General features: G+C 64.2%; 18 protein-coding genes. 11 read left to right on the forward strand and 7 right to left on the reverse strand.

What is annotated here, in order from left to right; translation table 11 throughout:
• Window positions 1-6: 6 nt before the first annotated feature.
• The 6 genes from CV770_RS27460 to CV770_RS27485 all read right to left on the reverse strand — a co-directional run bounded on the left by CV770_RS27460 (window position 7) and on the right by CV770_RS27485 (window position 7,556).
• Window positions 7-1,812: a gamma-glutamyltransferase family protein gene (locus CV770_RS27460; RefSeq protein WP_104464594.1), complete on the reverse strand. Its 1,806-nt coding sequence runs from the start codon at window positions 1,810-1,812 to the stop codon at window positions 7-9.
• An 81-nt stretch (window positions 1,813-1,893) separates the two neighbouring features.
• Window positions 1,894-2,883 carry an ABC transporter ATP-binding protein gene (locus CV770_RS27465; protein WP_091953652.1) on the reverse strand — a complete coding sequence of 330 codons (990 nt, stop codon included), beginning with the start codon at window positions 2,881-2,883 and terminating at the stop codon, window positions 1,894-1,896.
• Complete coding sequence (locus CV770_RS27470) at window positions 2,880-3,866, reverse strand: ABC transporter ATP-binding protein (RefSeq protein WP_028143437.1); 987 nt, start codon at window positions 3,864-3,866, stop codon at window positions 2,880-2,882. Before CV770_RS27470 ends, CV770_RS27465 begins: the two co-directional genes overlap by 4 nt.
• 28 nt (window positions 3,867-3,894) lie before the next feature.
• Window positions 3,895-4,866 carry an ABC transporter permease gene (locus CV770_RS27475; protein WP_091953649.1) on the reverse strand — a complete coding sequence of 324 codons (972 nt, stop codon included), beginning with the start codon at window positions 4,864-4,866 and terminating at the stop codon, window positions 3,895-3,897.
• A gap of 9 nt (window positions 4,867-4,875) precedes the next feature.
• A complete protein-coding gene (locus CV770_RS27480; protein ID WP_026201522.1) occupies window positions 4,876-5,856 on the reverse strand; it encodes an ABC transporter permease in 981 nt (326 codons plus the stop codon).
• A 104-nt stretch (window positions 5,857-5,960) separates the two neighbouring features.
• Window positions 5,961-7,556, reverse strand: a complete 1,596-nt coding sequence (locus tag CV770_RS27485; protein ID WP_104464595.1) for an ABC transporter substrate-binding protein — start codon at window positions 7,554-7,556, stop codon at window positions 5,961-5,963.
• A gap of 305 nt (window positions 7,557-7,861) precedes the next feature.
• On the opposite strand from CV770_RS27485, the gene CV770_RS27490 reads away from it, so the two are divergent.
• From CV770_RS27490 to CV770_RS27515, 6 genes are all read left to right on the forward strand, one after another.
• Window positions 7,862-8,119, forward strand: a complete 258-nt coding sequence (locus CV770_RS27490; RefSeq protein ID WP_028135213.1) for a DUF6489 family protein — start codon at window positions 7,862-7,864, stop codon at window positions 8,117-8,119.
• Window positions 8,119-8,919: an esterase/lipase family protein gene (locus tag CV770_RS27495; protein WP_104464596.1), complete on the forward strand. Its 801-nt coding sequence runs from the start codon at window positions 8,119-8,121 to the stop codon at window positions 8,917-8,919. The genes CV770_RS27490 and CV770_RS27495 overlap by 1 nt, the downstream gene beginning before the upstream one ends.
• A 47-nt stretch (window positions 8,920-8,966) precedes the next feature.
• On the forward strand, window positions 8,967-10,517 hold the full coding sequence (locus tag CV770_RS27500; protein ID WP_104464597.1) for a WS/DGAT/MGAT family O-acyltransferase: 1,551 nt from the start codon (window positions 8,967-8,969) through the stop codon (window positions 10,515-10,517).
• A 10-nt stretch (window positions 10,518-10,527) separates the two neighbouring features.
• A complete protein-coding gene (locus tag CV770_RS27505) occupies window positions 10,528-11,523 on the forward strand; it encodes an alpha/beta fold hydrolase (RefSeq protein ID WP_091953642.1) in 996 nt (331 codons plus the stop codon).
• A 120-nt stretch (window positions 11,524-11,643) separates the two neighbouring features.
• Window positions 11,644-14,880, forward strand: coding sequence for a bifunctional cytochrome P450/NADPH--P450 reductase (locus CV770_RS27510; protein ID WP_104464598.1), 3,237 nt, complete (start codon window positions 11,644-11,646; stop codon window positions 14,878-14,880).
• Between the two features lie 30 nt (window positions 14,881-14,910).
• Entirely contained in the window at window positions 14,911-15,585 is a 675-nt protein-coding gene (locus CV770_RS27515; RefSeq protein ID WP_091953638.1) for a spermidine synthase, read from the forward strand.
• Here the strand turns inward: CV770_RS27515 and CV770_RS27520 are convergent.
• Complete coding sequence (locus CV770_RS27520; RefSeq protein WP_091953636.1) at window positions 15,582-16,496, reverse strand: alpha/beta fold hydrolase; 915 nt, start codon at window positions 16,494-16,496, stop codon at window positions 15,582-15,584. The two genes, CV770_RS27515 and CV770_RS27520, sit on opposite strands and share 4 nt — an antisense overlap.
• A 168-nt stretch (window positions 16,497-16,664) precedes the next feature.
• On the opposite strand from CV770_RS27520, the gene CV770_RS27525 reads away from it, so the two are divergent.
• The 5 genes from CV770_RS27525 to CV770_RS27550 all read left to right on the forward strand — a co-directional run bounded on the left by CV770_RS27525 (window position 16,665) and on the right by CV770_RS27550 (window position 20,903).
• Window positions 16,665-17,048: a hypothetical protein gene (locus tag CV770_RS27525; protein ID WP_104464599.1), complete on the forward strand. Its 384-nt coding sequence runs from the start codon at window positions 16,665-16,667 to the stop codon at window positions 17,046-17,048.
• Entirely contained in the window at window positions 17,045-18,127 is a 1,083-nt protein-coding gene (locus CV770_RS27530; RefSeq protein WP_104464600.1) for a PHA/PHB synthase family protein, read from the forward strand. The genes CV770_RS27525 and CV770_RS27530 overlap by 4 nt, the downstream gene beginning before the upstream one ends.
• Window positions 18,124-18,717: a GNAT family N-acetyltransferase gene (locus CV770_RS27535; protein ID WP_201760067.1), complete on the forward strand. Its 594-nt coding sequence runs from the start codon at window positions 18,124-18,126 to the stop codon at window positions 18,715-18,717. Before CV770_RS27530 ends, CV770_RS27535 begins: the two co-directional genes overlap by 4 nt.
• Before the next feature lie 224 nt (window positions 18,718-18,941).
• Window positions 18,942-19,397 carry a phasin gene (locus CV770_RS27540; protein ID WP_104464602.1) on the forward strand — a complete coding sequence of 152 codons (456 nt, stop codon included), beginning with the start codon at window positions 18,942-18,944 and terminating at the stop codon, window positions 19,395-19,397.
• A 219-nt stretch (window positions 19,398-19,616) separates the two neighbouring features.
• Window positions 19,617-20,903 carry a DUF445 domain-containing protein gene (locus CV770_RS27550; RefSeq protein ID WP_104464603.1) on the forward strand — a complete coding sequence of 429 codons (1,287 nt, stop codon included), beginning with the start codon at window positions 19,617-19,619 and terminating at the stop codon, window positions 20,901-20,903.
• Window positions 20,904-20,976 lie beyond the last annotated feature (73 nt).

Consider the following 20,976-nt stretch of genomic DNA (forward strand, 5'->3'; position numbering starts at 1 on the left):
TGCCTATCAGCGTCCCGCGGCGTAACCTTGCATGCCGCGCGGATTGGCGGCGGCGCGCCGACGCCGACCCACGCGCGAGGCCGCGGTGAGGCGGCCTTCGGACCAGTCGGGGCCGACTTCCACGATGTGTCCGCGCTCACGAAGGTTCTCGATCGTCGCCTTGGGCACGCGATTCTCGACCACGAGCACGCCGGGGCGCGCGGTACGCGGCCAGAACGAGATCGGGAAATGCTCGGAATGCCAGGCCGGCGCGTCGATCGCCTCCTGGAGATTGAGGTTGCAATGGACGTGGCGCAGGAAGAACTGCGTGATCCACTGGTCCTGCTGGTCGCCGCCGGGCGAACCCCATGCGAGGTAAGGCTCGCCGTCGCGCAGCGCCATGGTCGGCGACAGCGTGGTGCGCGGCCGCTTGCCCGGCGCGAGCGAACCGGGTTGGTTCTCCTCCAAATCGAACATCTGGGCGCGGCTGCCGAGACAGAAGCCGAGCTCGGGAATGATGGGCGAGGATTGCAGCCAGCCGCCCGACGGCGTCGAGGACACCATGTTGCCGTCCCGGTCGATGATGTCGAAATGCACGGTGTCGCCGCGCACCTCGCCGAAGCGCCCCACGGTTGGTTCACCGGCGCCGAGCGCGCCAACGGCCTCGCGCTGGCCTTCAGCGCGGCGCAGCTTGACGACGCCGCCAAAGCCCTCGATCGCGCCGGGCCGGAGATCGAGCGAAGCCTTCTCGGTAACCAGCTTACGACGTTCGTCGTTATAGGCGTCCGATAGCAGCGTCGCGATCGGGATCTCGCTGAACTTGGGGTCGCCGTAGAATTTCTCGCGGTCGGCAAAGGCGAGTTTTGCGCATTCGATCTGGAGGTGGATGAACTCAGGCCCGGTCGGGTCGAGCCCGTCGAGGGCAAAGCCCTTCAGCAGCGCGAGCTGTTGCAGCGTCACCGGACCCTGGCTCCAGACGCCGGCCTTGCAGACGGTATAGCGGCCATAGTCGTAGGTGAGCGGCGCTTCGATCGTCGGTTGCCAGCGCGCCATGTCGTCAGCAGAGAGCACGCCGCGATGCGGCGAGCCGCTGACGTCCATCACCTCCTGGGTGCGGCAGAATTTGTCGATGGCTTCCGCGACGAAGCCTTGCGACCAGGCTTTGCGCGCGCGCTCGATCTCGGCGTCGCGGCCACCGCCGCCGCTCTCGGCTTCGCTGAGAATTCGTGCGTAGGTCGCGGCCAGCGTCTTGTTGGTAAAGAGCGTGCCGGGCTTCGGCACCTCGCCGTTCGGCAGGTAGACGGCGGCCGACGTTGGCCAATGCTTGCGGAATAGTTGTTCGACGGTCTGGATCGTGGCGCAGGCGCGTTCCACCAGCGGGTAGCCGTCGCGCGCATAGGAGATCGCGGGCTCCAGCACGTCGCGCACACGCATCGTACCGTAGTCGCGCAGCAGCAGCATCCAGGATTCGAAGGTGCCGGGGACGCAGGCCGCGAGCAGGCCGGTGCCGGGCACCATGTCGAGGCCTTCGCTCTTGTAATGCGCGATGGTGGCGCGTGCCGGTGCCGGGCCCTGGCCGCATATCACCTCGGTGCGGCCGCGCTTCACGTCGTGGACGATGACAGGCACGTCGCCGCCGGGGCCGTTGAGATGCGGCTCGACCACCTGCAGCGTGAAGGCGGTGGCGACACCGGCGTCGAAGGCATTGCCGCCCTTTTCCAGGATGGCCATGCCGACGGCGGTCGCGATCCAGTGCGTTGTGGCGACGACCCCGAACGTGCCCTCGATCTCGGGGCGGGTCGTGAACGGATCGGGATTGACATTGCTGGCCATGGATTACCTCATTTGCGGCGCGCGCAATTGATCACAGGCGATGCCGCGCCGCCAATGCGCTGCCAGCATGGCACGCGCGCGTCACGCCGGGACCGGCGCGGTGTTGACGGCGTGGCAGGCGACGCCGTCAATCAGTTCCGGCGTTTCCTTGCGGCAGAGATCGAACGCCAGCGGGCAGCGGGGATTGAAGGCGCAGCCGGGCGGCGGATTGATCGGGTTCGGGATCTCGCCTTTCACCGGAATGCGCTGGCGGCCGCTCATGGCGAGGTCGGGCACGGCGCCCAGCAGCATCTTGGTGTAGGGCATACGCGGACGGGCGAACAGCTCGCGCCCCTCCGCGATCTCGACGATGCGGCCGAGATACATCACGCCGACGCGGCTCGCCATGTGGCGGACCACGGCAAGGTTGTGGCTGATGAACATGTAGGTCAGGCCGAACTTGTCCTGCAGGTCGCGCATCAGGTTCAGGATCTGCGCCTGCACCGAGACGTCGAGCGCCGAAGTCGGCTCGTCGCAGACGATGAACTCGGCATCCGATGCGAGCGCCCGGGCGATCGCGATGCGCTGGCGCTGGCCGCCGGAGAATTCGTGCGGAAACTTCAGCCGGTCGTCGGGATGCAAGCCGACCAGGCTGAGCAGCTCGCCGACGCGGGCCTGGATGTCGCGCTCGCCCTGGATCAGGTCGAAAGCGCGGATCGGCTCGGAGATGATGGCATCCACCCGGAAGCGCGGGTTCAGGCTCGCATAGGGATCCTGGAAGATCATCTGGATGCGGCGGCGCAGCTTTCGGCGCGCCGGCGCCTGCCGCGGATCCGTCATCGAGACGCCGTCGATCAGCACGTCGCCCGAGCTCGGCGGCAACAGGCCGACGACCATCCGCGCCACCGTGGTCTTGCCCGAGCCGGACTCGCCGACCAGCGCAAAGGTCTCGCCCTTTCTGATGTCGAAGGTGACGTGATCGACCGCCTTGAGATATTCGAGATGCCCGCCTTCGAGCACGCGGTTGAGCCAGGGCTTCGAGACGTCGAACACCCGGCGCAGATTTGTGGCCTGGACGAAGGAAGCGCTCATGCCGCGCTCTCCGCCGGCACGCTGTCATAGAGATGGCAGGCGACCGATTGCGCACCGCGCGGCAGCGGCTCCGGTCGATCAACGCGACAACGGTCGAACGCGAACGCGCAGCGCGGGTTGAACGAGCAGCCGCGCGGGATCGCCGACAGCCGCGGCATCGAGCCGGGGATCTGCATGAGACGCTTGTCGTCGCCGGCCAGCGTCGGGATCGCGCCCATCAAGCCCTTGGCATAGGGATGCAGCGGATTTCTGACGACATCCTGCACCGGACCGATCTCGGCGACACGGCCGGCATACATCACGGCGACGCGGTCGGAGGTCTCCGCGATCACGCCCATGTCGTGCGTCACCAGCATCACGGCGGTGCCGTGGTCGCGGCCAAGCCGCTTGATCAGCGAGATGATCTGCGCCTGCACGGAGACGTCGAGCGCGGTGGTCGGCTCGTCCGCGATGATCAGCTCGGGCTCGGCGCAGATCGCGAGCGCAATCACGACGCGCTGGCGCATGCCGCCGGAGAATTCGTGCGGATAGCCGTCGATGCGCTTTTCCGGCGCGGGAATGCCGACCTCGGCAAGCAGGTCGATGGCGCGTCGGCGTGCGGCCGTCTCGGACAGGTTCAGGTGCGTCCGGATCGTCTCGATGATCTGGTCACCGACCCGGTAGAGCGGATTGAGCGAGGTGAGGGGGTCCTGGAAGATCATGCCGATCCGTTTGCCACGGATGCGGCGCATCTCCTCCGGCGGCAGATTGTCGATGCGCAGGCCGGCCAGGCGAACCTCGCCGCCCGCGATCCGGCCGGGCGGGTCGATCAGGCCGATCACGGCGAGGCCGGTGACAGATTTGCCGGCGCCGGATTCGCCGACCACGCCCAGCACTTCGCCCTTGGCGATGTCGAAGGAGACGCCGTCGATGGCGCGCAGCGTGCCGCGGCGGGAGGCGAACTCCACCTGAAGGTTGCGGACGGAGAGGATAGGCTCGGTCATGAGTGAGGCGCTCTTGTCGAGGTTTTGCTCATCGGAGCTTCGGGTTGAGCGCGTCGCGCAGCCAGTCGCCGAGCAGGTTGATCGACAGGATCAGCCCGGCCAGCGCGAGGCCGGGGAAAGCGACGATCCACCATTCGCCCGCGAACAGATAATTGTTGCCGATGCGGATCAGCGTGCCGAGCGAAGGCATGGTGTCGGGCAGGCCGACGCCGAGGAAGGACAGCGTTGCCTCGGTGATGATGGCCAGCGCGAGGTTGATGGTGGCGATGACCAGGATCGGGCCCATCGTGTTCGGCAGCACGTGCCGCAGCATGATCTTTGGCGCGGGCAGGCCGATCAGCTGCGCGGCGGCCACGTAGTCCTTGTTCTTCTCGACCATCACGGAGCCGCGCACCGTCCTTGCATATCCGACCCAGAAACTGAGGCCGATCGAGATCACCAGCACCACGAGCATGCTGGTGGCATCAAGGCGGTTGCCGAGGATCGATTTCGCGATGCCATTGACCAGCAGCGCGATCAGAATGGCGGGAAAGGTCAGTTGCACGTCGGCGATCCGCATGATCACGCCATCGATCGCGCCGCCGAAATAGCCGGCGATCAGGCCGAGCGCGATGCCGAGCGCGCCGGCGAAGATCACGCCGGCCACGCCGACGGCGAGCGAGATGCGCATCCCGTAGAGAATGGCGGAGAACACGTCGCGGCCCTGCTCGTCGGTGCCGAGCAGGAACGGGCTCTGGCCGTCGGCGGTCCAGAGCGGCGAGATGCGCGAGTTCATCAACTGGAGCTGCGCCGGATCGAATGGGTTCTGCACCGCGAGCGCGGATGCAAAGATCGCGAGCAGGAAAAGCAGCACGGTAATGGCCGCCGCCACCATGGTCAGCTTGGAACGGCGGAATGAATAGAAGATGTCGCTGTCGAGGGCGCGGCTGAGCCAGCTGCGACCGGCATGCGCGGGCGGCGCGCTCTGCTTGTCGGAATTGGAGGCGACGGCGTCGGACATGCAGGGGCCTTATGTAGCGCGGCCGACGGTCGCGCGCAGGCGCGGATCGACCACGGTGTAGAGAATGTCGACCACCAGATTGATGGTGACGAAGATCAGCGAGACCATCAGCAGATAGGCCGCCATGATCGGGATATCGACGTTTTGCACGGCCTGCACGAACAGCAGTCCCATGCCCGGCCATTGGAACACGGTTTCGGTGATGATCGAAAATGCAATAACCGAGCCAAACTGAAGGCCGGCCACGGTGATGACGGGAATGAGCGTGTTCTTCAGCGCGTGGCCGAAATGGATGGCGCGAGTAGTCAGCCCGCGGGCGCGGGCGAAGCGGATATAGTCGGTTCGCAGCACTTCCAGCATCTCCGCGCGCACCAGCCGCATGATCAGGGTCATCTGGAACAGGCCGAGCGTGATCGAGGGCATGATCAATGCCTTCAGTCCCGACAGCGTGAGCAGGCCTGTGCTCCACCAGCCGAGCTTGACCACCTCGCCGCGGCCGAACGAGGGCAACCAGCCCAATGTCACCGCGAACAGATAGATCAGGAGAATGCCGATCAGGAAAGTCGGCAACGAGATGCCGATCAGCGAAACCGCCTGGAATAATTTGGCGAGCACGGTGTCGCGCCTCAGCGCCGAATAGACGCCCATCAGGATGCCGAACACCATCGCAAATACGGTGGCGCAGATCGCAAGTTCTAGCGTGGCGGGCATACGCTCCATCAACAGCGTCGAGACCGGCTGGCGGAACTGGTAGGAGACGCCGAACTTGAATTGCGCGGCGTCGGCGAAATAACGCACGAACTGCACCGGCACGGGATCGTCGAGGCCGAGCGACTTGCGCACGGCTTCGCGTTCGGCCGCCGACGTGTCGATCGAGACGATCTGGTTGACGGGGTCGCCGGCGAAACGGAACATCGAGAAGGCGATGATGCCGACGGCGAACATGACGCCGATGGCCTGAACGGCGCGGCGAAGAGTGAAAGCGAGCATGCCTTCCACTATCCTTGGGTGTGCGTGCGGTCGACGTCTTTGTCAGCCGGAAAAGGAAAGGTCCCGGATGCCTGACGCCGCCGGGACCTCGTGTTCAACTGGTGCTATTCCTTCTTGGTCGCCCAATGGAACATGACCAGATTGTCGGCGCGCTGCGGCAGGTTGACCTTCTTCGACACGCCCCAGGCCAGCGCCTGCTGGTGCAGCGGGATGTAGGACCAGTCCTTGTTGCCGATTTCGTAAGCCTGCTTGATCAGCTGGTTGCGCTTGGCAGTATCGGTTTCGACCAGCACCTTGTCGGTGATGGCGTCGAACTCCTTGTTGCAGTAGCCGCCGAGATTGGCCTCGCCGCGTGAGGATTTCGCATCGTCGCGGCAGCCCATGATGTCGTAGAGCACGTTGTGGGAGTCCATCGTGCTCGGCGTCCAGCCCAGGAGGTAGAACGAGGTCTGGTAGCCGCCCTGCTTCAACACCTTGGCGAAGTACTGCGCCTTCGGCTGCGCCAGCAGGTTGATCTTGACGCCGATGCGGGCAAGCATGCCGACGACGGCCTGGCAGATCGCGGCGTCGTTGACGTATCGGTCGTTCGGACAATCCATCGTGACCTCGAAGCCGTCGGGATAGCCGGCTTCGGTCAGGAGCTTCTTGGCTCCATCAGGGTCGAATTTTGGCCGCGTGAACTCCTTCGACAGTGCGAACAATTCCGGAGCGATCATCAGCGCCGATGGCGTCGACAGCTCGCGCATCACGCGCTTCTTGATCAGCTCGATGTCGATCGCCTTGTAGAAGGCCTCGCGGACGCGGACGTCCTTGAATGGGTTCTTGCCCTTGATGTTGGAATAGAGCAGCTCGTCGCGGGTCTGATCGAAGCCGATGAAGATGGTGCGCAGCTCCGGCCCCTTCAGCACCTGGGCGTTGGGGCTGGAATCGACGCGGGAGATGTCCTGGATCGGCACCGGCTCGATGACGTCGACTTCGCCCGAGAGCAGCGCAGCGACACGGGTGGCGTCCGAAGCGATCGGGGTGAAGACGATCTCCTTCAGGTTACCCTCGACCTTGCCCCAGTAGTTGGGGTTGGCCTTGAAAACCGTCTTCACGCCGGGCTGATGGCTTTCGATGGTGAACGGACCGGTGCCGTTCTCGTGGAGCGAGGCGTAGCTCGGCGTGGTCGCCGCCACCGGCGTCGGATCGACGACGTTGTTCTCCTCGGCCCATTTCTTGTCCATGATGTACCAGACATCCCACGAGTTATGCAGGATGGGATTGGGCGAAGGCAGGACGAAGTCGACGGTGTAGTCGTCGACCTTCACGACCTTGACGTCGGGCGCAAGGCGGGTCTGCATATTGGACCCTTTCTTGCGGACGCGATCGGCGGAGAATACGACGTCGTCGGCGGTGAAGGGGTCGCCGTTGTGGAATTTCACGCCCTTGCGCAAATGGAAGCGCCAGCGGGTCGGCTCCGGAGTTTCCCAACTTTCCGCCAGCGCCGGAATGATCTTGAGGTCCTTGTCGCGCGCGGTGAGGCCTTGATAGACGTGACCGAGATGGGCGTGGGTGGTGCTTTCGTTGAGCGTATAGGGATCGAGGGATTTCAGGTCACCCTGGTTGGCATAACGCAGCGTCTGGCTCGACGCCGGCGCGACCGTCAACGCAAGCGTACCGGCGAGCGTCGCCGCAAACAGACTTCGACCGACTGACATTCTTGACCCTCTCCACTCTGCCCTGCCGATGATTTTTGATTGTTCGGCAGGGCTGATTGATCCATGTTGCCCAGAGTTCTCGACCGGTGCAAGCGCCATTCCAGCAAGGAACGCGCCAAGTTGCACCGCTGTGCAGCAATGCTGACCGTGCCGCCTGGCATGGAGGACCGCGTCTTTCGACTTTGGTTGACTATATCGGCCGATTGCGGGACGGGGCATGTCGCGCCGGCATCAGGTCGCTTGCGTCGCACCACAACTCGCGGCGATACTGCCGACAGGCCACTCGAATCTCATCCGGAGGGGACATGAAAGTTAATATCGAAATCGACTGCACCCCCCTCGAGGCCCGCCAGTTCTTCGGTCTGCCTGACGTGGGGCCGATGCAGACGGCGGTGATGGACAAGCTGCAGCAGCAGGTGCTCAGCAACATCGAGAAGGTCTCGCCGGAATCGCTCATCCAGAGCTGGTTCACCTTCGATCCCAAGATCGCCGAGCGGTTTCAGGACATGTTCGTCACGATGGCGGGCCTCGGCGGCACGCGCAGCAGCGACAAGAAGAAATAATGCCGTCCGGGCCGGACGGGCGGCAGGCGCCGGGCGGGCTTCGTCCGCCGAGCCTCGCCCTGCTGCTTGCGGAGGCGCGCGGCCTGTTCGAATTCAATGCGAGCCTGCTGCTGTCGCCAGTCCTGATGCGCGCGCCTAGGAGTGACGGTCATCCGGTGCTGGCGCTGCCGGGCTTTCTGGCCAGTGACCTCTCGATGGCCCCGATCCGACGCTATCTCAGCGAGCTCGGCTATGAGGCACATGCCTGGCGGATGGGCCGCAATCTCGGCGGGCTGGGGCGGATGCGGGAGTCGCTGCGCGCGCGTCTGGCCGAAATCCATGCTGCGAGCGGACGCAAGGTCAGCCTGGTCGGATGGAGCCTTGGCGGCGTTTATGCTCGCGATCTCGCGCTCCAGGCGCCCGACATGGTCCGTTATGTCATCACGCTCGGCAGCCCTTTTGCCAATGACGTGCGGGCGACTAACGCCACGCGGCTCTACGAGGCGCTGTCCGGCGAACGGGTCGAAGATTTCGCCGAACTGCGCGAGGCGATCGCCGGCGATCTGCCGGTGCCGGCGACGTCGATCTATTCGCGGGCCGACGGTGTCGTGAACTGGCGGACCTGTCTGCTCCGTCCCTCCGACCGCGCCGAGAACATCGAGGTGTATCTGGCGAGCCATATCGGGCTGGGGGTGAACCCCGCGGCATTGTGGGCCGTGGCCGACCGGCTGGCGCAACCGGAGGGGGAATTCTCGCCATTTGACCGGGCAGGGCCGTTTGCCATTGCATATGCCCCGCCGGAACAGGCAGTATCGGCCTGACGAGAAGCGCTGGCCAAGGCGCCCGTCAAATCTTGCGGGAGGGAACTATGGCTGACGGTAAGAAGCTGTCGTCGCTGGACGCGTCGTTTCTCTATCTGGAAACGCCGGAAATGCCGATGCATGTCGGGAGCATGGCGATCTTTCGCTTGCCTGACGACTACAAGGGCGACTTCTTCGAAGACTTCAAGGCGATGATCGTCTCGCGCCTGCACATCGCGCCGATCCTGAAAGCGCGGCTGGAGAAGGCGCCGCTCGACATCGATCACCCCTCCTGGGTCGAGGACGATCAGTTCGACATCGACCGCCACATCTTCCGCGCCAGCCTGCCGCAGCCGCGCGACCGCGCCACGCTGGAGCGCATCGTCGGCTGGATGCACGCCAAGCTCTTGAACCGCGCTCGCCCGCTTTGGGAGTTCTATGTGTTCGAGGGTATGAAGGACAACGAGGTCGGGCTCTATTCGAAGATGCACCATGCCGCCATCGACGGCGGTGCCGGTGCCGCCCTGACCAACATGATCTACGACATCTCGCCGATCCCGCGGAAGGTCGATCCGCCGGCGGCTGGCAGCAAGCCTGGACAGGAGCCGCGCGACATCGCGGCGAACTTGCTCGATTCCTACCAGCAGCTGTTCAACCAGCCGCTCGACGCCGGCAAGGCCGCCCAGAACCTGCAACTGCCGCGCACTGGCAAGAGCGACATCGGCTCAATTCTGTTCGACAACGCGATGTATCAGATCGAGAGCGCGGTGCGCTTCGCGGGCAATATCCCGACAATGGTCAAGAGCGTCTCCGAGGTGCTTGGCAAGGTTGCCGATCCCAAGTCGCGCGAGAGTCTCGCCAGCATGGTGTCGCCGCCGACCATGCTCAACAAGACCATCTCCTCGGAGCGGAGCTTCGCCGGCGTGTCGATCCCGCTGTCGCGGGCCAAGGCGCTGGCCAAGCAGGCCGGCGGCAAGCTCAACGACGTCGTGCTGGCGCTCGCCTCCGGCGTGGTCCGGCGTTACCTGAAGGAGTACAGCACGCTGCCTGCGAAATCGCTGACCGCGGCGGTGCCGATCTCGCTGCGCGAGGAGGGCAACACCGAGGCCAACAACCAGGTGTTCGGCATGATCTGCGCCATCGCGACCAACATCGACGATCCCAAGGCGCGGCTGGAAGCCATCATCGCGCAATCGACCAAGTCCAAGGAGATGTCGCACCCCTTGCGCGCACTGATGCCCCAGGTCTCCAACATCTCGATGCTGGGCGCGCCGATCATGGTGCAGATCCTGGCGCTGCTCTACAGCCGCTCGAACCTGTCGGACGTGCTGCCGCCGGCCGCCAACATCACCGTGTCCAACGTGCCCGGGCCGCGGCAGACTCTTTACGCCGCCGGTGCGGAGCTATTGCACATCTTCCCGGTGTCGATCTCGACGCACGGGCAGGCGCTCAACATCACCGTGCAGAGCTATCGCGACCAGCTCGATTTCGGCTTCATCGTCGGCGCCAACATCATTCCGCATGTGCAGGTGATGTGCGACATGCTGCCGGAGGAGTTCGCCGCTTTGGAGGCGGCCTACGCGCCGCCGGCGACCGACATCAAGGGTGCCGCTGAGTAGGAATGGTTCGATGATTGAAATGCCACAGCTCAAGTTCGTCCAGACGAACGGAATCCGCATGGGCTATTACGAGGCGGGCCCGATCACGGACACGCCGCCGATCGTGCTGTGCCACGGCTGGCCCGAGCTCGCCTTCTCCTGGCGTCACCAAATCAAGGCGCTGAGCGAGGCCGGCATCCGCGTGATCGCGCCCGACCAACGCGGCTATGGCGCGACCGACCGGCCCGAGGCGGTCGAGGATTACGACATCGAGCACCTGACCGGTGATCTCGTCGGGCTGCTCGACCATTTGCAGATCGACAAGGCAGTCTTCGTCGGTCACGACTGGGGCGGCTTCATCGTCTGGCAGATGCCGTTGCGGCACATCGACCGGGTGGCTGGCGTGGTCGGCATCAACACGCCGCATACCAACCGTGCCTGGGCTGATCCGATCGAGCTCTTGCGCGCGCGCTTCGGCGACAAGATGTACATCGTGCAGTTCCAGGACCCGGCGCGTGAGCCCGACAGGATTTTCGGAAGTCGCGTCGAACAGACTTTTGACGCGTTCATGCGCAAGCCGGCGCCGCGCCCAGCCGACGCGCCGGCAGAGGAGGTGGTTGCCGGCGTCGGCGCTTCTCCGCGGGTCAATCTGGCGTTTCCGCAGATGATCGCCAGCTATGACGCAAAGCATGATCCGCGTACGCCGATCCTGTCGCCGGAAGAGAAGAAGGTGTTCGTCGACAATTTCACCAGGACCGGCTTTACCGGCGGCATCAACTGGTACCGCAACATGTCGCGCAACTGGACGCGCGCCGAAGGGCTCGATCATACGGTGCGGGTGCCGTCGCTGATGATCATGGCCGAGAACGACGCGGTGTTGCCGCCGTCTTCCGCCGACGGCATGGACAAGCTGATCCCCGATCTCGAGAAGTATCTGGTGAAGGACAGCGGCCATTGGACGCAGCAGGAGAAGCCGGAAGAGGTCAGCGCCAAGCTGATCGAATGGCGTAGAAGGCGGTTTGGCTAGCGCTCGTCATTGCGAGCGGAGCGAAGCAATCCAGAAATGTATCCGCAGAGGCAATCTGGATTGCTTCGTCGCAAGGGCTCCTCGCAATGACGAGGGTTACTGAGGGGGAAACGCACGTCAATGTCATCCAAGAACCGTCTGGATCCGATTCCGCATCCGCCGACCAAGCCGGTGGTCGGCAACATGCTGTCGCTGGACTCGGCCGCCCCCGTGCAGCATTTGACGCGGCTCGCCAAGGAGCTCGGTCCGATCTTCTGGCTCGACATGATGGGCTCGCCGATCGTGGTCGTCTCGGGCCACGATCTCGTCGATGAACTGTCCGACGAGAAGCGCTTCGACAAGACGGTGCGCGGTGCATTGCGGCGCGTACGCGCGGTCGGCGGGGACGGGCTGTTCACGGCCGACACCCGCGAGCCGAACTGGAGCAAGGCGCACAACATCCTGCTCCAGCCGTTCGGCAACCGAGCCATGCAGTCCTATCATCCGAGCATGGTCGATATCGCCGAGCAGCTCGTCCAGAAATGGGAGCGGCTCAACGCCGACGACGAGATCGACGTCGTCCACGACATGACGGCGCTGACGCTGGACACGATCGGCCTGTGCGGCTTCGAGTACCGTTTCAATTCGTTCTACCGGCGCGACTACCATCCTTTCGTCGAGTCGCTGGTGCGCTCGCTCGAAACCATCATGATGACCCGCGGCCTGCCGTTCGAGCAGATCTGGATGCAGAAGCGGCGCAAGACGCTCGCCGAAGACGTCGCCTTCATGAACAAGATGGTCGACGAGATCATTGCCGAGCGCCGCAAGAGCGCCGAGGGGATCGACGACAAGAAGGACATGCTCGCCGCGATGATGACCGGCGTCGATCGTTCGACCGGCGAGCAGCTCGACGACGTCAACATCCGCTACCAGATCAACACCTTCCTGATCGCGGGCCACGAGACCACCAGCGGCCTGTTGTCCTACACGCTCTATGCGCTGCTCAAGCATCCGGAGATCCTGAAGAGGGCCTATGACGAGGTCGATCGTGTCTTCGGCCCCGACGTCAACGCGAAGCCGACCTACCAGCAGGTGACGCAGCTCACCTACATCACGCAGATCCTGAAAGAGGCGCTGCGGCTGTGGCCGCCGGCGCCGGCTTATGGCATCTCGCCGCTCAAGGACGAGACGCTCGGTGGCGGCAAGTACAAGCTCCGCAAGGGCACCTTCACCACCATCCTGGTGACCGCGCTGCATCGCGATCCCAGCGTCTGGGGGCCAAATCCGGATGCGTTCGATCCCGAGAATTTCAGCCGCGAGGCGGAAGCCAAGCGGCCGGTCAATGCCTGGAAGCCGTTCGGCAACGGCCAGCGCGCCTGCATCGGCCGCGGCTTTGCCATGCACGAGGCCGCGCTCGCGCTCGGCATGATCTTGCAGCGCTTCAAGCTGATCGATCACCAGCGCTACCAGATGCACCTGAAGGAAACCCTGACGATGAAGCCGGAAGGCTTCAAGATCAGGGTGCGCCCGCGCGCCGATCGCGAGCGTGGCGCCTATGGCGGGCCTGTCGCGGCTGCGTCCTCGGCGCCGAAGGCGCCGCGCCAGCCGACGGCCCGGCCCGGCCATAACACGCCGATGCTGGTGCTTTACGGCTCCAATCTCGGCACCGCCGAGGAGCTCGCGACGCGCATGGCTGATCTCGCCGAGATCAATGGCTTTGCCGTGCATCTCGGCCCGCTCGACGATTACGTCGGCAAGTTGCCGCAGGAGGGCGGCGTTCTGATCATCTGCGCCTCCTATAACGGCGCGCCGCCTGATAATGCGACGCAGTTCGTCAAATGGCTCGGCGGCGACCTGCCGAAGGATGCTTTTGCCAATGTCCGCTACGCCGTGTTCGGTTGCGGCAACAGCGACTGGGCCGCGACCTATCAATCGGTGCCGCGCCTGATTGACGAGCAATTGTCGTCGCATGGTGCGCGCGCGGTCTATCCGCGCGGCGAGGGCGATGCGCGCAGCGATCTCGACGGCCAGTTCCAGAAATGGTTCCCGGCGGCGGCCCAGGTCGCGACCAAGGAATTCGGCATCGACTGGAATTTCACCCGCACCGCCGAGGACGATCCGCTCTATGCGATCGAGCCGGTGGCGATGACCGCCGTCAACACCATCGTGGCCCAGGGCGGTGCTGTTGCGATGAAGGTGCTGGTCAATGACGAGCTTCAGAACAAGGGCGGCTCCAATCCCTCCGAGCGTTCGACGCGCCACATCGAGGTGCAGCTGCCGTCCAACGTCACTTACCGCGTCGGCGATCACCTAAGCGTCGTGCCGCGCAACGATCCGACGCTGGTGGATTCGGTCGCCCGCCGCTTCGGCTTCCTGCCTGCCGACCAGATCAGGCTTCAGGTCGCCGAGGGCCGCCGCGCGCAATTGCCGGTGGGGGATGCCGTGTCCGTCGGCCGCCTGCTCAGCGAATTCGTCGAGCTGCAGCAGGTCGCGACGCGGAAGCAGATCCAGATCATGGCCGAGCACACCCGCTGTCCGGTCACCAAGCCGAAGCTGCTCGCCTTCGTCGGCGAGGAGGCTGAGCCGCTCGAGCGTTACCGCAGCGAGATCCTGGCCAGGCGCAAATCAGTGTTCGACCTGCTGCTCGAATATCCGGCCTGCGAATTGCCGTTCCACGTCTATCTCGAAATGCTCTCGCTGCTGGCGCCGCGCTATTACTCAATCTCGTCCTCGCCGTCGGTCGAGCCGGCGCACTGCAGTGTCACGGTCGGCGTGGTCGAAGGGGCGGCCGCCTCCGGCCGCGGCACCTACAAGGGTATCTGCTCGAACTATCTCGCCAACCGGCGCGCCGGCGATGCGATCTACGCCACCGTGCGCGAGACCAAGGCCGGCTTCCGGCTTCCCGACGATCCCTCGGTGCCCATCATCATGATCGGCCCCGGCACGGGCCTCGCGCCGTTCCGCGGCTTCCTTCAGGAACGCGCCGCGCGCAAGGCGAAGGGCGCCAGCCTCGGACCCGCGATGCTGTTCTTCGGCTGTCGTCATCCTGACCAGGATTTTCTCTACGGGGACGAGCTGAAGGCGTTGGCGGCGAGCGGCATCACGGAACTCTTCACTGCGTTCTCGCGCGCGGACGGACCGAAGACCTATGTGCAGCACCTGCTCGCCGCGCAGAAGGACAAGGTCTGGCCGCTGATCGAGCAGGGCGCGATCATCTATATCTGCGGCGACGGCGGCAAGATGGAGCCGGACGTAAAGGCGGCATTGGTCGCGATCCACCGCGAGAAGAGCGGCAGCGACGCGGCCGTCAGTGCGCGCTGGATCGAGGAGATGGGGACGAAGAACCGCTATGTGCTGGACGTCTGGGCGGGAGGGTAGGCTACGAATTATTCATGCTAAACGTCAGGGATGATTCCCTGGGAAAAAATCGACACCGCCAAAATCCCCGGCTCCGACGAAGAGCTCCGCCTGATGCGGCGGGGCAAGGAGTTTTCCATCAAGCTCGGCACCAACGAGCTGATGAACAACCGCCTGTCGGGCTCGGAAGCCGCGCTCGCAACGCTCGCGGCGAAGCAGATCGAGACGGTCGCCAAGCCCGTTGTCCTGATCGGCGGATTGGGCATGGGCTTTACGCTGCGTGCGGCGCTTACCGTACTTGGAGCCAAGTCGAAGATCGTGGTCTCCGAGTTGGTCCCCGCGGTGGTCACGTGGGCGCGGGGTCCGATGGCAGAGGTCTTCGGCGACAGCCTCGATGATGCCAGGGTCAGCATTCGGGAAACCGACGTCGGCGAAGTCATCCGTGCCAAGAGCGCGGCCTTCGACGCTATACTGCTCGACGTCGACAATGGTCCCGAAGGACTGACCCGGAAGGGCAATGACGCGCTTTACAGCGCAAGTGGGCTGGCGGCGGCGAAGACAGCACTGCGGCCGGGCGGCGTGCTCGCCGTCTGGTCGTCGGGACCCAATCCCGCCTTCACCAAGCGCCTTAAGCGCGCGGGCTTCGGCGTCAATGAAGTCGCCGTCCGCGCCACCGGCAGAGGCGGCGGCGCGCGCCACGTAATCTGGATGGCGAAGAAGAGTTAAGCCGCCTGCGCCGCCGCGCCATGCGCGTGCTTGTCGATGGCGCCGATGATCTCAGGCCAGAACCGCATTGGCAGCGCGTGGCCCATACCGTCGATCATCAACAGCTTTGCGCCTGGAATTGACTCGGCGGTGTCCTTGCCGCCCTCCGGCCGCACCAGCGGATCGACGGTGCCGTGGATCACGAGCGTCGGCGTCTGCACGGCATGCAGCCGCTCCTTGCGGCTGCCGGACGCCAGCACAGCGCGGAGCTGGCGGCCGACGCCGGCCGGATTGAGCCCGCGCGCGAACACGCGCTCGGCACGTTCGGGATCGAGCGCTTCCTCCTCCGGAAAATGTCCGGCGCGCAACACCTTCCAGGTCTGGCCGTAGCGGACGATGAACTCCTCCTTGCTGCGCGGTGGCGGCGCCATCAGCATTGCGGCGGCCTCGCGCGTCGGCGGCGGCACGCGCGGACTGCCCGTCGTCGACATGATCGAGGTCAGCGAGCGCACGCGCTGCGGGAACGACAGCGTGACCTCCTGCGCGATCATGCCGCCCATGGAGGCACCGACAAGATGCGCCGATTTGATGCCGAGCGCATCCATCAGCCCGACCGTGTCTTTCGCCATGTCGATCAGCCTGTAGGTTGCCGCGACGGGAATCTTGAAGAAGCGCAGCTTCAGTAGCTCGAGTGGCGTCAACCGCTTGCCGCCCGTCAGATGGCTCGACTTGCCGATGTCGCGATTGTCGAAGCGGATCACGCGGAAGCCGCGCGCGGCAAGCTGCTCACAGAACGCATCGTCCCAATGGATCATCTGCGCTCCGAGCCCCATGATCAGCAGCAGCGGTTCGGCATTGTCGCTGCCGAAGATCTCGTAGCAGATGTCGATGCCGTTGGCGCGGACGGTCTGAGGCGGCTGATGGGCGTTCACGGGCGCTTTCCCTTGGCTTTTGCTCGATTGTGTATCGCACGGTTTCCCGTTGCAATGAAAGCCGCACGCGGCACCGAGCCGCTGCTTGCCGGTTGACCGGCACCGCGCAACGGTGTGGTATGGCGAAAAAAGAAGGGCATCGAAGCTCTCGACATCTGGAGGACGCCGATGACCGACAAGACCAATGACCCGGTCGCCATGTGGCAAAAGATGGTTGGTGAGATGGAGAAGGGGTTCAACTCCTTCGCCAACCAGGCCATGTCGTCGCCCGAGTTTTCGCAGGCGATGAACCGCGCCGGGGGAGTTGCTGCAGGTGCTCAGAAGCAGCTCGGCGAACTCATGGAGAAGTACCTCGTCTCCATGAACCTGCCGAGCCGGGAGCAGGTCACAGGCCTTGCCGAAAGGCTGCAAGCTATCGAAGGCCAGATCGGTGAGATCAAGTCGCTGCTGAGCCAGATGGCTGCAAGTGCCGGCGTGTCTCAGGGGGCCGATTCCGCATTGCGGCCGCCGCGCACCAAGCGTCCGCCGTCTGAGGGCGGAGAGCTGGCATGAATGCAGCTCCCGGACTTGATTTCGCATCTATCCCGGAACGCATCCAGAGCGAGGTGCAGCGCGCCATCCAGCGCAGCATCAAGGGCGTTGAATATTTCTCGACCTCGGGTCCATCACTTGGATCGACGCCCAAGGACGTGCTGCATTCACGCGGCACTATGAATCTCTATCGTTATCGGCCGATGTCGGACGAGATCTACCGCGTGCCGGTGCTGATCGTGATGGCCACCACCAACCGCGGCTACATCCTCGACCTCGTCCCCGGCCAGAGTTTTATCGAATTCCTGCTCAAGCGCGGTTACGACGTTTATATGCTCGACTGGAGCGCGCCCCGGCCGGAGGAGAAGAGCCTGCGGATGGAAGACTATGTCCTCGACTTCATCCCGGACTGCGTCCGCCGCGTACAGGCGGATTCCGGCGAGCAGGACGTCTCCGTCATCGGCTATTGCTTCGGCGGCGTGCTGTCACTGCTCTACGGCGCGATCCACAAGGATGGGCCGATGAAGAATCTGATCTGCTTCACCACGCCGATCGACTTCCGCGAGATGAAGCTGTTCTCGAATTTCTCCGACCGTCGCTATTTCGACGTCGATCGACTCGTGGACAGTGTCGGCAACGTGCCGCCGGAGATGATCCTGTCCTCGTTCGAGATGCTGCGTCCGGCCTCGCGCACGGTGAGCCAGATTCAGCTCTGGGAAAACATCTGGAACGACGAGTTCGTCAAGTCCTACCGCATGTTCGACCGTTGGGCGACCGACACGCTGCCGCTGGCGGGCGAGTATTTCCGCGCCATCACCAAAGACCTGATGTGGGACAACAAGCTGTTCAACGACACCATGTCGGTCGGCGGCCGGCCTGCGAAGCTCGACAACATCAAGGTGCCGATTCTGCATGCGGTCGCCGAGCATGATCACATCGTGCCGTATGACGCCGCCAAGCACCTGATCGCGAAGATTGGATCTGCGGACAAGGAAGAGGTGATGCTGAAGGGCGGTCACGTCTCGCTCGTCGCGGGAGCCAACGCCGTGAAGCGGCTATGGCCGAAACTGGATTCCTGGCTAGGGAAGAGATCGACATGAGCGAGCAGCGTTCCTATCCGCGCCACGTCAAGACCGACGCCGGCGATATCGAGATTCGCCTGATGTCGCCCGCGGATGAAGCCGCGGTGCTCGCCTTCGGCAAAGGCCTGCCGACCCACGACCTGTTGTTTCTGCCGCGCAACATCAGCGAGCCGAAGGTGCTGTCGGCCTGGGTCAAGGAGATCGAGCGTGGCGCGATTACGAGCCTGCTTGCGGTCAGGGACGGCAAGGTCGTCGGCTGCGGCACGCTGGTGCGCGATCCGCACTCCTGGTCACCCCATGTCGGCGAGATCCGCATGGTGGTCTCGCTCGACGTTCGCGGGAAGGGGGTAGGGCGGGCGCTGTCGCAGGAGACCTTCGCGCTCGCGCTCGGTGCGGGCCTGGAAAAACTCTCGGTCCAGATGACGGTCGACCAGCAGGCCGCGATCGCCGTGTTCGAGAGCCTCGGTTTCAAGGCCGAGGCGCTGCTGCGCGACCATGTCCGGGACGTCGGCGGCAAGACCCACGACATCGTTGTGCTCGGCCACAACATCGCGCAGGTCCAGGCCCAGATGGAGGCCTACGGGCTGCCAGGCGCCGTCCAGCACTAGGACCGCCGTCCAGCACCGGGGGAGAGGTCCCAACCGCTTTCCGGGAACCTGTTTGGCCAGGGAGGCATCATATTGCCTTCTGTTAAGGCTGTTCACAGTTTCGTGATATCGCAGTGCAATAAGAATATTGCATCGCACAATTAACTATGCCATATAGGCCGTGCCTCGGGCCAATGCGGACGGGGTGAGCCCATAGCTCAAACAATGAGGATGGAGAGAACCCCATGACTACCGAGACCAACACCGCTTTCGAAGGCTTCAAGGACGCTTTCAAGAACATCCAGAACCTGGAAGTTCCCGAGGCCGCCCGCGAGTTCGTCAAGAAGTCCGCCAACACCGCCAAGGACCGTGCTGCCGAGGTGTTCGCTGGCTCCGAGCGCGTGACCGCCGCCGTCGAGAGCGCAGTGACCGAGTCCGTCACTGAGGCCGGCAAGATCAGCCGCAACATCCAGCAGGCGATCTACGACGACGCCCAGGCGTTCTTCGCCGGCATCGACAAGCTTGCTTCAGCCAAGTCGGTCAGCGAAGCCGTCGAGATCCAGTCGAGCCTGCTCCGCGCCCGCGGCGAAGTGTTCGTCTCGCGTGCCAAGGCGACCGCCGACTATTTCGGCCAGCTCGCCGCCAACGGTGCGAAGTCCGCTCAGGACAATTTTGCCAAGGTCTACAACAAGACCGCCTGATCCGGCGCCCTGAGCGAAACTGAAATTTGAGGCCCGCTTCGGCGGGCCTTTTGTTTCTACGCTGCCGTCATTGTGACTGACCGTCATTCCGGGGCGCCCGAAGGGCGAACTCTGGTGCGCAATTGCGCACCAGAGAATCTCGAGCTTCTCAGGTGCGCAAGAGCGCACCATAGTTCGATGCTTCGCATCGCCCCGGAATGACGTAATCTCCCATCCGTCATGAATGCACCCGCCACCTTCTCCTTCGACACCCCCGGCGATGCCGAACGTGCGGCCGAGCTGCGCCGTGTGAAAGCGCTGGCGACACTGGTCTTGGCCGCGACGCTTCTGCTCTTCATCGTCGCGAAATGGCTGCTGCCGGTGCATCCCGTGTTCGGCTTCATCGCCGCCTTCGCGGAAGCCGCGACCATCGGCGGCCTCGCGGATTGGTATGCCGTGGTCGCGCTGTTCAAGCGGCCGCTCGGCCTGCCGATCCCGCATACTGCGATCATCCAGAGCAACCAGGCGCGGATCGCCGACAAGCTCGGCGAATTCATCCAGGTGCATCTCCTCGAGGCCGGTCCGGTCGAGGCCAAGCTGAAGGAGATCGATTTCGGCTCCTTCGTTGCCGACTGGCTCCGCGACCGCAAGCGCAGCGACGATCTCGCGCGCTTCGCGCTCCGCCTGTTGCCGGAGGCCGTCTCGGCGACGGAGAGCTCGGGGCTGATGACCTTCATCATCCGCCGTATGTCATCGCAGCTGGAGGCAATAGATCTTGCGCCGCTTGCCGTCGGTACGCTGCGCGGCTTCGTGGCGGAGGGGCGCCATCAGATCCTGTTCGACGATCTCCTGCGCGTGATGCACGAGACGCTGAACCAGAAAGAGACGATGGGGATGATCCGCGAGAAGGTGCGCGCGGAACTGCCGACCCTGCTGCGGCTCTATCGCGCGGACAAGTTTCTGGTGAACAAGATCGTGGCGTCCGCCACCGCCTTCTTCAATGAAGTGCGCAGCGATCCCAAACATCCGTTCCGCGGCGAGTTCGACCGCATGGTGCTGAGCTTCGTCGACCGGCTCGGCACCGACCAGGCCTATATCGACCGGATCGACGGCCTGAAGCGCGATCTGCTTGCGCGGCCGGAGCTCGCCGATCTCGCCCGCACCGTCTGGGCCAACACGCGCTCGTTCATCGAACGCAGCGCGAGCGGTGAGACACAGGTGCTTCAGCATCACCTCGCCGGCATGTTCGCCGCTGCTGGAGAAGCCCTCGCCGCCGATGCCGAGCTGCGCGGCGAGATCAACAAGGGGCTGGTCACGGTGTTGCGCAGCTTCGTCGCCGACCAGAAGAGCGGCGTTTCAATCTTCATCTCCGACCAGGTCAAGGCGTGGGATATGGCGCAGCTGATTTCGCTGATTGAAATCAACATCGGGCGCGACCTGCAATACATCCGTTTCAACGGTTCGCTGATCGGCGGGCTCGCCGGGCTCGCGCTCTACTCCGTAGAATTCCTGCTCCGACTGCTGTGACTTTTGCGTCACGGCCGTTAGCATTAACGCGCGGGCCTATTGTCGCGCCGCGACTCTCCCGCTTGAATGTCGG

The organism is Bradyrhizobium sp. AC87j1, assembly GCF_002936975.1.
GTDB lineage: Bacteria > Pseudomonadota > Alphaproteobacteria > Rhizobiales > Xanthobacteraceae > Bradyrhizobium > Bradyrhizobium shewense.

Excerpts from the sequence above, each read along its gene's own strand:
- CV770_RS27485 (WP_104464595.1), bottom strand. The coding sequence starts at position 7,556 with ATGTCAGTCGGTCGAAGTCTGTTTGCGGCGACGCTCGCCGGTACGCTT.
- CV770_RS27475 (WP_091953649.1), bottom strand. The coding sequence starts at position 4,866 with ATGTCCGACGCCGTCGCCTCCAATTCCGACAAGCAGAGCGCGCCGCCC.
- CV770_RS27510 (WP_104464598.1), top strand. The coding sequence starts at position 11,644 with ATGTCATCCAAGAACCGTCTGGATCCGATTCCGCATCCGCCGACCAAG.
- CV770_RS27465 (WP_091953652.1), bottom strand. The coding sequence starts at position 2,883 with ATGAGCGCTTCCTTCGTCCAGGCCACAAATCTGCGCCGGGTGTTCGAC.
- CV770_RS27490 (WP_028135213.1), top strand. The coding sequence starts at position 7,862 with ATGAAAGTTAATATCGAAATCGACTGCACCCCCCTCGAGGCCCGCCAG.
- CV770_RS27495 (WP_104464596.1), top strand. The coding sequence starts at position 8,119 with ATGCCGTCCGGGCCGGACGGGCGGCAGGCGCCGGGCGGGCTTCGTCCG.
- CV770_RS27525 (WP_104464599.1), top strand. The coding sequence starts at position 16,665 with ATGACCGACAAGACCAATGACCCGGTCGCCATGTGGCAAAAGATGGTT.
- CV770_RS27460 (WP_104464594.1), bottom strand. The coding sequence starts at position 1,812 with ATGGCCAGCAATGTCAATCCCGATCCGTTCACGACCCGCCCCGAGATC.
- CV770_RS27515 (WP_091953638.1), top strand. The coding sequence starts at position 14,911 with ATGATTCCCTGGGAAAAAATCGACACCGCCAAAATCCCCGGCTCCGAC.
- CV770_RS27530 (WP_104464600.1), top strand. The coding sequence starts at position 17,045 with ATGAATGCAGCTCCCGGACTTGATTTCGCATCTATCCCGGAACGCATC.
- CV770_RS27480 (WP_026201522.1), bottom strand. The coding sequence starts at position 5,856 with ATGCTCGCTTTCACTCTTCGCCGCGCCGTTCAGGCCATCGGCGTCATG.
- CV770_RS27535 (WP_201760067.1), top strand. The coding sequence starts at position 18,124 with ATGAGCGAGCAGCGTTCCTATCCGCGCCACGTCAAGACCGACGCCGGC.
- CV770_RS27500 (WP_104464597.1), top strand. The coding sequence starts at position 8,967 with ATGGCTGACGGTAAGAAGCTGTCGTCGCTGGACGCGTCGTTTCTCTAT.
- CV770_RS27550 (WP_104464603.1), top strand. The coding sequence starts at position 19,617 with ATGAATGCACCCGCCACCTTCTCCTTCGACACCCCCGGCGATGCCGAA.
- CV770_RS27505 (WP_091953642.1), top strand. The coding sequence starts at position 10,528 with ATGATTGAAATGCCACAGCTCAAGTTCGTCCAGACGAACGGAATCCGC.
- CV770_RS27540 (WP_104464602.1), top strand. The coding sequence starts at position 18,942 with ATGACTACCGAGACCAACACCGCTTTCGAAGGCTTCAAGGACGCTTTC.
- CV770_RS27470 (WP_028143437.1), bottom strand. The coding sequence starts at position 3,866 with ATGACCGAGCCTATCCTCTCCGTCCGCAACCTTCAGGTGGAGTTCGCC.